We start from the raw sequence: 12,130 nt of genomic DNA, 5'->3' as shown, positions 1-12,130 counted from the left end.
GCGCCTATCATTTAAGGCGCTTTTTCTTCATTTGTTCCAATGCCATCATCTTCATACATTGCTTTTCCGTTTCAGTGATTAGTTCAGAGAGCTGTATGTAAGAATGATAAAACGCTGGACGTGCAGTAATGAAATCCAGCCGTTCTTTAAGATTCACTGGCTTGATTGGCAATTCTCCGTGATCTGCCTGAAGGCTTACCGGCTTGCTGTTTGTCCAATACAGCAGCTGTAAAAATACTCCTAAAGATACTTTCATCGGAACTATGGCAGCTTTCTGGTTCCGGTTTGTGAAGTGCATCCCCAGAAGCTGCTTCTGTCCCGCCCACTCATCAATCAAAGCCGGAATATATTCAGCACTGTTTTCCCAGGGTCTTAACGCAGGAATCCCCGCATAATAAGCCGCTTCATATAAAAAGGGCGGCAGAGGCTGAAAAGTGAAAAGGTATTCTACTTTTACAGCCAATGAATCACCCTTTTTATAATATAGGGAATGACATAATTGTTCTTTAACAGGAATGACAATTTCTCCGGTCATTTTGCCTGCTTCACCTTCATTCGTTTTTTGCCTTCCCGGCATAAATCGAGCAGCGGACAGATCTCACATTGAGGATTCTGTGCCTTACAGTGGTATCTTCCAAAAAAGATCATACGATGATGTGTAATTGACCATTCATCCATCGGCACTTTCTTCATCAATGCCTTTTCAACTTCCAATACAGAGTCCTTCCATCGACAGAAACCAAGCCTTTTGCTGACCCGTTCCACGTGAGTATCAACCGCAATGGCAGGCACATCAAAAGCCACAGAGACAACGACATTAGCCGTTTTACGGCCTACTCCGGGAAGCTTTGTCAGCTCGTCTCTGTCACGCGGCACTTCCCCTTCATATTCATCGAGGAGCAATCTGCATAGCTTTTGTATATTCTTAGCTTTGTTTCGATAAAGACCAATGGAGCGGATATCCTCCTGCAATTCCTCTATAGAAACATCCAGGTAATCCTGGGGAGTTTTGTACTTTTGGAACAGGTTTCTTGTCACTTTGTTAACCAGTGCATCAGTACATTGTGCTGACAGGGCCACTGCTATGACCAGTTCAAACGGGTTGGAATGATTCAATTCGCAATGTGCTTCCGGGAACATTTCTCCCATTGCATCAAGGCAGTGTCTAATTTGTGTTTTATTTAACAAAGAAATCACCACTTACTATCTTCATTTTTTTCGGGCAGCAGTGTCTGCTTACTGCTCAAGCCAATTATAAAAGGGAATAGATTTCGTTGTCTGTGAGGGAGCATCCTCCCTTTTTGTCCTCTGCTGTGGCTGGTTCTGCCTGAATTTTTTCCCATAGCTTTTAGCCTGTTCAATCGTTTTTATTCCGTTCTTTTTCCATTCAAAAAGAATCCTGTCTATATATCTGAAGTTCAGTTTACCGGACATGACAGATTCTCTCAAGGCTGCTTTTATAATATGGGGATCATGGTGATCATCATCCATCCAAAGAGCAAGTGTCTCACATTCAAAAGGAGAAAGCGGCCTGCCAAACTCCCTTTCAAAGCAGGTATAAAGATCTGTCTCCTCCTGATGCATCTTAGCAGCTTCCTCTTTTTTACCGCTCAGCAGAAACTGATCAATGAGCTTTTCCCAAAGCGGATCAAGATGGTAACTTTCAAATCTGATTCCATCGGCAGAGTAGCTGTCCTTAATATCAATAAAGCCTTTTTGGATTAATTTTCTTAGCATTTCCGTACACTCAGCCACAGAAATGGTCATGCGGGAAGATAATTCTACAGGGGTGGGAAATTCATTCCCATGTTCAATATAGGAAATTACATGAAGTATTAGGACGAGTTCATGCTCATTCAAATTCATTTCTTTATACTGTGACAGAAGGACTCCAGGTATTGAAATATTTCCTTCCTGAAGCCATTTTAATAAACTATTTTTAGACATTCGGGACACCTCCTTTTCAGTATATCATGAACACAGTGACCAAAGTGTGTTGAAAAAACGGTAACTTTTCCATTAACATTTGGCTTGACTGCCTTCTTCTGAATGTTCTAACGAAACTGGAAGAAGCAAAAAATCCGCGAAAGGCGGATTTTTGCTTTATTTATTCATTTTCATTATGGATATAGTCGGTTTAATAAACGAGGGAACGGAATTGTTTCACGTACATGCTCGACACCGCTGATCCAGGCAACTGTTCTTTCAAGTCCCAGACCAAATCCGGAATGAGGCACTGAACCATATTGGCGAAGTTCCAGATACCACTTGTAAGCATCCAAATCCAGTTTATGTTCTTCGATGCGCTGTTTTAGCAGATCATAATCATGTATCCGCTCAGAGCCGCCGATGATTTCACCATACCCTTCAGGTGCAATCAAGTCAGCACATAGTACAACATCTTCTCTTGACGGATCCGGCTGCATATAGAAAGGCTTCAGTGAAGTAGGATAGTGTGTGATAAAGACAGGCTTATCGTAGCTTTCTGCAATTGCTGTCTCATGCGGCGCTCCAAAGTCGTCTCCCCACTGAATGTCATTGAAGCCTTTTTCCTGAAGAAACTTAACTGCTTCATCATATGTTATGCGAGGGAATGGAGCCGTAATTTTCTCCAGCTTCTCTGTATTACGGCCAAGTGTTTTAAGCTCAATTGAACAGTTCTTAAGTACAGACTGAACAATATGAGCAACATATTCTTCCTGAACCTTTAAGTTTTCATCAAATTCGCAGAAAGCCATTTCAGGTTCGATCATCCAAAACTCGATTAAATGACGGCGGGTTTTAGATTTTTCAGCACGGAAAGTCGGCCCGAATGAAAATACTTTTCCAAGAGCCATAGCAGCTGCTTCCATATAAAGCTGGCCGCTTTGGGAAAGATAAGCATCTTCATCAAAGTACTTTGTCGCAAACAGCTCTGACGTGCCTTCCGGTGCGCTGCCCGTCAGAATTGGCGGATCTACCTTCGAAAAACCTTGCTCATTGAAAAACTCATAAGTTGCCCGGATAATTTCATTTCTGATTTTCATGACTGCATGCTGACGGCGGGAGCGCAGCCATAAGTGGCGATTATCCATTAGGAATTCAGTTCCATGTTCTTTTGGCGTTATAGGATAATCCACAGCCTGATGAATAATTTCAAGTCCTGTTACAAGCATCTCAAATCCGAAAGGAGAACGCTCGTCCTTTTGAATTCTGCCGGTCACATATACTGAGGATTCCTGAGTGACTGATTTTGCCCCCTGGAAGATCTCCTCCGGCACTTCCGCTTTCACCACTACACCTTGAATGAATCCAGTTCCATCGCGCAGCTGCAAAAATGCAATCTTTCCGCTTGAACGCTTGTTTGCAATCCAGGCACCTATGGTAACTTCCTGATCAACATATTTATGAACTTGAGAAATTGTAGTTTTTATCAATTATGTTCCCTCCAAAAAAATCTAAGCAATCACTTCTTATGTATCGCTATATATTATACCTTCAAGCACATTGACAAGCAATAACAGTAAATATTAAAACGCTCTACTCAGGCGGAAAACATAGAAGGAAGCCGGATGCAATCCGGCTCTCCCCGCTTCACTATTATTTTAAATTCCTTTCAACAAATCCGTGCATCCGTTCCACTGCCTTCTCTAATAATTCAAGAGAAGTTGCATAGGATAAACGGATATTATCCGGAGCGCCAAAGCCAGATCCAGGAATGACTGCGACCATTGCATCCTCCAGAAGCGACTCAACAAATTCATCGACACTCGCGAATCCCGTCATTTCTGCTGCCTTTTTTACATTGGGAAACAGATAAAATGCTCCCTGAGGCTTTACACATGTAAAGCCTGGAATGCTGATTAATTTATCATAGATTACATTTAATCGATGTTCAAATGCTTCACGCATTTCTTCAAGCTTATCCTGAGACCCGGCATATGCAGCGATTGAACCATATTGTGCTGTTGTTGTCGGATTTGATGTACTGTGGCTTGCAAGGTTGGTCATAGCTTTGATAATGCTTTTATTGCCTGCAGCATATCCAATTCTCCAGCCTGTCATAGAATGAGATTTGGAGACCCCGTTAATAATTACGGTCTGTTCCTTAAGCTCAGGTGAAAGCTCAGCAATCGAAGTATGCTTATGGCTGCCATATACGAGTTTTTCATAAATCTCATCAGAAATGATCAGAACATTATGCTTTAAACATACCTCTCCCAGCTCCTTTAATTCCTCCGCAGAATAAAGCATGCCTGTCGGGTTGCTTGGAGAGTTGATAATGACAGCCTTGGTTTTATCAGTTATGCTTTTTTCCAGCTGTTCAGGTGTGATTTTAAAGTCATTTTCCTCTTTTCCCTCTGCATATACAGGAACACCGCCTGCGAGTTTAACCTGTTCAGGATAGCTTACCCAATAAGGAATCGGGATAATGACTTCATCGCCTTCATTGAGCAATACCTGGAACAATGTATATAAGCCATGCTTTGCTCCATTGGTAACAATAATTTCTGAAGCGTCGTAATCAAGTCCCTGATCTTTTTTAAACTTGTTTGCAATTTCTTTTTTTAATGCTGGAAGACCTGCTGAAGGTGTATATTTTGTATGCCCTTCATTCATGGATTTCACGGCAGCATCAATGATATGCTGTGGTGTATTAAAATCCGGCTCGCCTGCTCCCAGCCCGATAACATCATGTCCCTGGGCTTTTAGCTCCTTAGCTTTAGCAGTAATTGCCAGAGTTGTTGATGGTGTCAATGCTTTTACTCTTTGTGCCAGTTGAATCTCCATTGCTTGTTTCCTCCCGAGTTCTCCTGCATTGCGTCGGCGATTGCCTAAGACTACAGGTTTTCAATTTTTTTCAGCCATTCCCCTGTCTTAAAATCTATATAATAATAATTTATTAAATTATTGCCGGAACGGTAATGAATTTCCCATAATGGAATATTTTTCTCCATCCCCAGCCGGACAGACACGATCTCAGCAGAATTTTTCTCATGCTTAAGTCTGTTGATGGCTTCACTTTTGGAAATTCCTTCAGATTGCTTCAGCGTAACAATTTTCCCTTTTTTTTCGGGAACCCAAACATATATGCTTGTCCCATCATGATCTTTGCCTTCAATTACATAGCAGGTCTCAGTGCCATGATATAAACTGAAATCCTCAGTTTCAGCAAGATCCGTTTCTTGTTTAGCACGTTCTACGGCCTTTGATTCAGCGGCTTTGACGGGCTTCATACTATTAAAATATATTAAAGAACCTGCTCCAATACTGATAACAAGCAGAATAATGATACTCCATATTGCTTTTTTCATGTCTCAATCACTCTTCTATGTACGATAAATCGTAAAAATCGCTTTATTTTGGTCTTCCTGATCAAGCGCCAAACCGAACATCAAATCTTTCTCTTTTAGTGTCCTGTTCAAGGCATCAACAATTTTATACAGATCAGGGCTTTGCTGGATCTTCACCGTAGATAAAACCTCTATTTTACTTTCCATTCTGGAATTCCTCCTCAGCCTCTACAATATTTGTAACTTATATACCCAACCGTTAAGGTTAAACTAATTTTACAAAGAAATAAATCTCAGTAACAGTATAACAGCAGAAATGATTAAACTGGTAATAAAACATAATAAATTTTCTTCTGGTCCACCACGTCATGCTGCGCCATAAGCGCAGCTTTTTCATTTCCTGCCGGGATGAAAATGGCTAAAGCCGCACTTAGTGAGCAGAAAAAATAATCGCCTCCACAAAATATTCCCTGTGAATATTCCGTGAAGGTTAATTTCTCTTATTTGAACTTTTCACCCTGGAAAATCGTAAATAGCTCATAATTAACGTCGGTAAATTTAATGGTGATGGTTCCATGCTTCCTTGTATAATATACATCAACCCAGGCATCATTTAACAGTCTGAACAGATCTGTATCATGTTTTATGGACTTTCTATAAAAAAGAATACCGATCTGGGGATCAAGGTGTTTAATCATGTCTTCTGATATAGAGCCATCCCTTCCAAATGCAGGCAGTTTAACCATGTTCACATTCGATAAGTCTTTTCCCATGAGAACATCATTGGCTTTTGCGCTTGTCGAGTTCATAAACAATATCCGATGTCTTTCAAATGTAAAGGAAATATCCATCCCTTCTCCCTGATCACTGCCTTCGTATAGAACATCAGCGTGAAATTCCGGAAAAAGCTGCTGCTTTGTATTCTGCTTCCAGGAATGAAAATCAAGATTACTTATTCCTTTCTCAGCCTGCAGCTCTGAAACTGCTGGTTCACTCGCTATAATTTCCCTTACCCCGAAGTTCTTGATCAGCCATCTAAGGCTTGCCTTATTATATAATTCCTCATCTGTCAGGATGACTGCTGAAATCTGATTAACGCCATATAATTCAAGGAGCTTTTTTAATTCTCCCTCTGTTCCTTTCCCACCCGTGTTAATTAGGATTTTTTCGCCATTCCCATGATGAATTAAAGCAGATTCGCCATCGGATAAAGAAAAAAATGTCATAGCCAGTTCATCACTTTTTAGTTTTAGGTCAATGCTTTCCACTTTAACAGGAACTGCCGGTGAATCTTTAGGTATGTAATACCAATTTGCAAACAGCACCATAAATGCGAACAGCGCGTTCATCTTTCCATTCCTCCTACATTGAAACAGAGCAGATTGAGAAACAGCTAATAAAATTGAAACCCAACAAATTTATAATGTGTTAATCATCTAAATTTATCCTGCTTAACGGACCTTTGTCATCATAAAAGCAGGCTCTTTTCGTGTAAATTATTGTTTTCGCCTATCAATGTTGCCGTTATTTGCTGCGAAGGGCTGCCCAAGCGTTCTGCGGAGCTGCGGTGAGCCTCCTCGGCGCTGCGCGTCGGCGGGGTCTCACCTGTCCTCGCACCTTCCGCTGCAACAACTCAGAAACTAGGATACAAAAGCAACAACTCTTATGAAAACAGCCTAAAAAGAAAGTGAAAATACACTGAATTTTATAGCCAAGTATTAATCAATTCAACAATTTCATCAATATTGTTTTTCTCAACAGGGATAGGAGGAATGGAATCCAGGAATGCTTTTCCATATCTTGCGGTGATGATTCTCCGGTCAAATATGACGATGACCCCCCTATCGGAACTTGTTCTTATCAGCCTCCCAACCCCCTGCTTAAAGCGGATAATTGCCTCAGGCAATGAGTATTCGGAGAACGGGTTTTTTCCTTTATTGGCAATTTGCTCATTTTTTGCCTGCGCCATCGGTTCATCAGGCGGAGAAAAAGGCAGTCTTACAATTACCAGACAGGAAAGATCCTCACCCGGGATATCAACACCCTCCCAAAAGCTGCTTGTCCCTAAGAGAATGGCCTTTTCAAAACGCTGAAAGTTTCTCGTGAGCCTTGATCTGCTTCCGCTTGTCACACCCTGGGCAATAATAGCATAATCCTCCAGGAACCCTGATTCCTTGATAAGCTCATGGGTTCTCCTTAACATTTCATGTGAAGTGAAAAGTATCAGCATTCTTCCCTTTGCTGCTTCCGCAATTGAAATAATATGCTCGGTAATGGATGCCACATACTCTTCGAGTGGCACTGCATTTACTTCAGGCAAATCATCAGAAACTAAGAGCTTAACCTGATTCTGATAATCAAAAGGAGATTGAATTTGCTTAAGCGTGCATTGATGCTCCTCCAGCCCCAATTCCTTTAAGATGAAACTAAAAGAATTTTTTACAGATAAAGTGGCAGATGTAATGACTGCACTTTCCTTTTGGCTGAAGAATTGATCTTTAAGGTAATCAGAAACCGATACAGGCTGTGCATAAACAGTCGTGGCGTTTTGCGCTGAGCGGGTATCCATTTCTACCCATACAACAAATTCCTCGGCCGGCAAGTGAAAGATGTGATTTAAATCATCATTTATATCCCGCAAATCATCCACAATAGAAGCCACTTCCTCCATTAATGCCTTTTCCTCAAGAGAAAGAGCCGATTTAATAGCTGAAACTGCACACACACGGCTGTCTATAGCCTGGATTAAATCCTTAAGCATGAAACCAAAACGTTCGGCACTCGTTAATACTGCCTTCGTTTCCTTATTGGAGCCATTTTTATTAAATCTTACTGAAATTCGATTTACACTTTTTTTAGCTTTATTGTTCTTTTTAGCAAAAATCGCTATTACTCTAAACAATTCATCCATTTCATGAAGAATATCAGTTATCACTTGGTTGACTTCAAAGGAATGCATGAGATCATCACGTGTCCCTGCTTTCTCCTCCACAAGCTTCTCCAGCTTATAGTAAAGCTGTTTCTGTTCAATCATTCCAATTTGTCCAAGCAGCAGCCGCAATGATAAATAATCCAGCTTGTTTCCGAAATGTTTCCCGGAAGCCTTAACAAAATGATGCCCCTCATCGATCACCACATGGCTGAATTCCGGCAAAATAGCATTACTTGCTGTAAGATCAGTTAAAAGCAGGGAATGATTCGTAATGATGATATCAGCGTTTTGTGCTTCCTTTCTTGCCCTCAGATAAAAATCTCTGGAGATCCACGACTTATCCTGCAAAAATGCTGTTTCATCATTCTTAATTCTGCTCCAGTAGATCATCCCGCCGCTTGAGAGGTTTAATTCATCAATATCACCCGTATCAGTCTCCAGAAGCCAGACAAGAATCTGCATTTTACTGAGGATTGTATCATAATTATCTTCCTCATCTCTTAGCGTTTGGACAAACTTCGCAAGGCTTATATAGTGGCTTCTCCCCTTTAGCAATACAGTGCTAAGCGAAAATGACAGCATTTTTTGCAGCAGGGGAATATCCTTAGAAAGCAGCTGCTCCTGCAGCTGTGTTGTATATGTACTGATAATGACAGTTCTTCCGCTCTTCTTAGCATATAGAGCTGCAGGAACGAGATATGCCAAGGATTTCCCTACACCAGTCCCTGCCTCTATCAATGCATGCTGTTTGTTATTAAAAGCCTCATAAACTGAATCCATCATGATGAATTGGCCTTCCCTTTTTTCATAGGCAGGGAAAGCTTTAATGAACAAAGCCTGTTTTTCCTCTTCACGAATAGGAAAGCCCTGAAACTCTGAGTCTGCAGACGCCTGCTGTCCCATCCCTCTTTTTAAAGCAATCCCCCGGTGAACTTCAATATCATCTGCAAGCTGCTCAATCTTACTTTCATTAATTAAATGGTGCTCGTCCAAAAGTATATCAAGGTCACTCTTTAAGCCTCCAGACAGCTTATGCAGGCGTTCAATGGTGGTATGAGGAAGGTTTTTAAGCTTATTCAACAATATTAACAGGAGTTCAGCCGTAACATATGCATCGCTGTCTGCCTGATGGGGACGTTCATGATTAAGGCCTTCCCGAAGTGCCAGATCCGACAATTTATAGCTATCTGCAGTGGGAAAAAGAATTCGCGCCATCTCCACTGTATCCAGGACAGGACCGTAAAACCCGTTATATCCCGCTTCAATCAATTCCTCCTGCAGAAAAGACAGATCAAACAAAACATTGTGAGCCACAAAATAGGCACCCTCAAGCAAAGTCAGAACTTTAGGGGCAACCTCCGAGAAAAGCGGGGCGTTCTCAACCATTTCATCTGACAAACCTGTCAGTTCTTCAATGAAAGGGGGAATGGATTGCTCCGGGTTAATAAGGGAGGAATATTGCTCTGTTATTTTTCCGTTTTCAATTACCACAGCAGCGAATTGTATTATTTTATCGCCTTTTTTGGGGGCGTTCCCGGTTGTTTCCAAATCCACTACAACATATTTATTACCCATGGCTAACACCTCTATATTCAGTCATTCAAAAGGTATCACAAAAACGGAAAAAGAAAAAGGCAAATACTTCTCCCTCTTTATTTTCTTCACTTGCTCAGGTCCCTTATTCGCTGCCGATTATAAAAAAGAGCCGAAGCTCCAAAAGAGTTCCGCTCTGGTTAATACACTATAGCACTGTGCTTTCCGGTTCTGCATGTATCATGTCAGTGATCCGATTTCTGCTGTCCATTATGGCTACCTTTGGTTCATGATATGGCACCTTTTCATCAGGAACAAGAGCATATGAAATGATTATGACAATGTCGCCTTCCTGAACAAGACGTGCAGCTGCCCCATTCACACAGATTACTCCACTGCCTCTTTCCCCAGGAATGATATAGGTTTCAAATCTTGCACCATTGTTATTATTCACAATTTGGACCTTTTCATTTGGTGCCATTCCTACCGCTTCAATAATATTTGTATCAATAGTGATGCTGCCAACATAATTTAAATTGGCTTCTGTTACTGTTGCACGATGGATCTTGCCATTCATCATGGTGCGAAACATGCTGACTTCCTCCCTTAGCTATCTTTTTGAACTGATAATATTGTGTTATCGATTAAGCGGGCCTTACTAAATTTAACGGCCATTGCGATAATTACCTTTTCTTCCAGACGGGAAAGCGGTTTAAGATCAGGATAGGATAGAATTTCAATATAATCTATTTCCCCGCTTGTGTTTTTTTCAATAAATTCTTTGATGCTGCTGATAACCTTCACGGGATCGTACTCCCCTTCGGCTATCAGTGATTCCGCAACCTTAAGACTTTGGTGGAGAGCAGAAGCCTGGTCGCGTTCTGGCGGCAAAAGATGTACATTCCGCGAGCTCTTGGCAAGGCCATCTTCCTCTCTGACGGTCTTTACAGGGACAATCTCGACTGGAATATTAAAGTCTCGTACAAGTCCGTCAACAACAGCCACCTGCTGGGCATCCTTCATTCCAAAATAAACCTTATCCGGCTGAACAATGTTGAAAAGTTTTATCAGGACTGTGGCGACACCATCAAAATGTCCAGGCCGGGACTTTCCGCATAAAACATCTGTCCGCTCCTGTACCTTAGCCGTTACGGACAATGTGGAAGGATACATATCATCTGCTGAAGGAAAGAAAAGATAATCGCAGCCCTCTTTCTTTGCAAGGCTGCTGTCACGCTCTAAATCCCTTGGGTATGTCGCTAAATCTTCTTTTGGGCCAAATTGCAGCGGATTGACAAAGATGCTGACAACTGTTATATCATTTTCTTTCCTTGCATTTCTTACTAATGATAGATGGCCTTCATGCAAATATCCCATTGTCGGTACAAAGCCGATTGCTTTTCCTTCCCTTTTAAGCTGCAAAGCAATACTTTGCATTTCTCTTATATCTGTAATCGTTCTCATGCTTTTCCTCCATATAAACTCAGAAGCTCTTCCTCTTTCATTCTGAAAGAATGGGAATCATCAGGGAATGTTCCATTCTTGACTTCCGCGGAATACTTAGTAAGGCTGTCGCCGATTATCGGGTTCAGGTTTTCATACTGTTTCACGAACTTGGGCACACGATCTACACCGTATCCCAATACATCATGGTACACAAGGACCTGTCCATCAGTGTCTTTTCCGGCCCCAATTCCAATCACTGGAATTCTCAATTCTTCCGTAATCTGCTTTGCCAGCTGTTTTGGAACGCACTCAAGAACAAGGGAAAAGGCTCCGGCTTTCTCACATTCCCTTGCATCCTCTATCAGTTTTCTCGCTGCTTCAGCGTTTTTCCCCTGGACCTTATAGCCTCCAAGGACCCCTACGGATTGCGGGGTCAGTCCAAGATGGGCAACTACAGGAATGCCTGCTTTAGTTAAAGCCCTGATTTGCTGTGCGACATCATCACCGCCTTCAAGCTTAACAGCATGTGCACCTGTCTCCTGAATGAGCCTTGCCGCACTTAACAGTGTATCTTTCTCGGACAAATGATAGCTCATAAACGGCATGTCAATCACAATAAAAGTTTGTTGTGCCCCTCGTTTGACAGCTTTTCCATGATGAATCATATCCTCCATCGTAACAGGTACTGTTGAATCATAGCCAAGCACTACCATACCAAGTGAATCCCCGACAAGTATCATGTCCACATCGGCTTTTTCAGCGTGTTTAGCAGCAGGGAAATCATAGGCGGTCAGCATAACAATTTTCTCATGATTTTCCTTCATTCTTAAAAAGTCTGTTGTTTGCTTCATCATTCGTCCTCCTTATTCAGGAAGAGGCAATAAAACTTCAAAATGAGCAGGAAAAGCGGAAGCGCCTTGCCCACCCCGACAAGCGTGACCTCGTG

At 41.7% G+C, this 12,130-nt stretch carries 12 protein-coding genes; all 12 read right to left on the bottom strand.

Annotated elements, in window-relative coordinates:
• Positions 1-7 precede the first annotated feature (7 nt).
• Entirely contained in the window at positions 8-535 is a 528-nt protein-coding gene (locus tag AC6CHU_RS15045; protein ID WP_251283627.1) for a YpoC family protein, read from the bottom strand.
• On the bottom strand, positions 532-1,188 hold the full coding sequence (nth, locus tag AC6CHU_RS15040; protein WP_159864258.1) for an endonuclease III: 657 nt from the start codon (positions 1,186-1,188) through the stop codon (positions 532-534). The genes AC6CHU_RS15045 and nth overlap by 4 nt, the downstream gene beginning before the upstream one ends.
• 48 nt (positions 1,189-1,236) lie before the next feature.
• Positions 1,237-1,947 (bottom strand): DnaD domain-containing protein, encoded by a 711-nt coding sequence (locus AC6CHU_RS15035; RefSeq protein ID WP_159864261.1) that lies wholly within the window; start codon positions 1,945-1,947, stop codon positions 1,237-1,239.
• A 173-nt stretch (positions 1,948-2,120) separates the two neighbouring features.
• Positions 2,121-3,413, bottom strand: coding sequence for an asparagine--tRNA ligase (gene asnS / locus AC6CHU_RS15030; RefSeq protein WP_159864438.1), 1,293 nt, complete (start codon positions 3,411-3,413; stop codon positions 2,121-2,123).
• A gap of 166 nt (positions 3,414-3,579) precedes the next feature.
• The gene (locus AC6CHU_RS15025; protein WP_498122177.1) at positions 3,580-4,764 is read right to left on the bottom strand and encodes a pyridoxal phosphate-dependent aminotransferase; all 1,185 of its coding nucleotides are present in this window, start codon (positions 4,762-4,764) and stop codon (positions 3,580-3,582) included.
• Positions 4,765-4,820: 56 nt separating this feature from the next.
• Entirely contained in the window at positions 4,821-5,294 is a 474-nt protein-coding gene (locus AC6CHU_RS15020) for a cell wall elongation regulator TseB-like domain-containing protein (protein ID WP_159864267.1), read from the bottom strand.
• Positions 5,295-5,309: 15 nt separating this feature from the next.
• Complete coding sequence (locus AC6CHU_RS15015) at positions 5,310-5,480, bottom strand: YpmA family protein (RefSeq protein WP_009332715.1); 171 nt, start codon at positions 5,478-5,480, stop codon at positions 5,310-5,312.
• A gap of 293 nt (positions 5,481-5,773) precedes the next feature.
• A complete protein-coding gene (locus AC6CHU_RS15010) occupies positions 5,774-6,622 on the bottom strand; it encodes a ComEC/Rec2 family competence protein (RefSeq protein ID WP_251283628.1) in 849 nt (282 codons plus the stop codon).
• 356 nt (positions 6,623-6,978) lie between these two features.
• Entirely contained in the window at positions 6,979-9,780 is a 2,802-nt protein-coding gene (dinG, locus tag AC6CHU_RS15005; protein WP_498122172.1) for an ATP-dependent DNA helicase DinG, read from the bottom strand.
• 166 nt (positions 9,781-9,946) lie between these two features.
• The gene (gene panD, locus AC6CHU_RS15000) at positions 9,947-10,330 is read right to left on the bottom strand and encodes an aspartate 1-decarboxylase (protein ID WP_159864276.1); all 384 of its coding nucleotides are present in this window, start codon (positions 10,328-10,330) and stop codon (positions 9,947-9,949) included.
• Positions 10,331-10,344: 14 nt separating this feature from the next.
• Positions 10,345-11,202 (bottom strand): pantoate--beta-alanine ligase, encoded by an 858-nt coding sequence (gene panC / locus AC6CHU_RS14995; RefSeq protein ID WP_498122170.1) that lies wholly within the window; start codon positions 11,200-11,202, stop codon positions 10,345-10,347.
• Positions 11,199-12,035 (bottom strand): 3-methyl-2-oxobutanoate hydroxymethyltransferase, encoded by an 837-nt coding sequence (gene panB, locus AC6CHU_RS14990; RefSeq protein ID WP_498122168.1) that lies wholly within the window; start codon positions 12,033-12,035, stop codon positions 11,199-11,201. Before panB ends, panC begins: the two co-directional genes overlap by 4 nt.
• Positions 12,036-12,130: the final 95 nt, after the last annotated feature.

The organism is Cytobacillus sp. GQ23 (genome assembly GCF_059758675.1).
This window is presented reverse-complemented; position numbering and strand designations above follow the sequence as displayed.

What these genes read in the sequence shown, in the direction of transcription:
- AC6CHU_RS15045 (WP_251283627.1), bottom strand. Translation starts at nt 535, where the DNA reads ATGACCGGAGAAATTGTCATTCCTGTTAAAGAACAATTATGTCATTCC.
- AC6CHU_RS15035 (WP_159864261.1), bottom strand. Translation starts at nt 1,947, where the DNA reads ATGTCTAAAAATAGTTTATTAAAATGGCTTCAGGAAGGAAATATTTCA.
- AC6CHU_RS15020 (WP_159864267.1), bottom strand. Translation starts at nt 5,294, where the DNA reads ATGAAAAAAGCAATATGGAGTATCATTATTCTGCTTGTTATCAGTATT.
- AC6CHU_RS15015 (WP_009332715.1), bottom strand. Translation starts at nt 5,480, where the DNA reads ATGGAAAGTAAAATAGAGGTTTTATCTACGGTGAAGATCCAGCAAAGC.
- AC6CHU_RS15010 (WP_251283628.1), bottom strand. Translation starts at nt 6,622, where the DNA reads ATGAACGCGCTGTTCGCATTTATGGTGCTGTTTGCAAATTGGTATTAC.
- dinG (WP_498122172.1), bottom strand. Translation starts at nt 9,780, where the DNA reads ATGGGTAATAAATATGTTGTAGTGGATTTGGAAACAACCGGGAACGCC.
- panD (WP_159864276.1), bottom strand. Translation starts at nt 10,330, where the DNA reads ATGTTTCGCACCATGATGAATGGCAAGATCCATCGTGCAACAGTAACA.
- panC (WP_498122170.1), bottom strand. Translation starts at nt 11,202, where the DNA reads ATGAGAACGATTACAGATATAAGAGAAATGCAAAGTATTGCTTTGCAG.
- panB (WP_498122168.1), bottom strand. Translation starts at nt 12,035, where the DNA reads ATGAAGCAAACAACAGACTTTTTAAGAATGAAGGAAAATCATGAGAAA.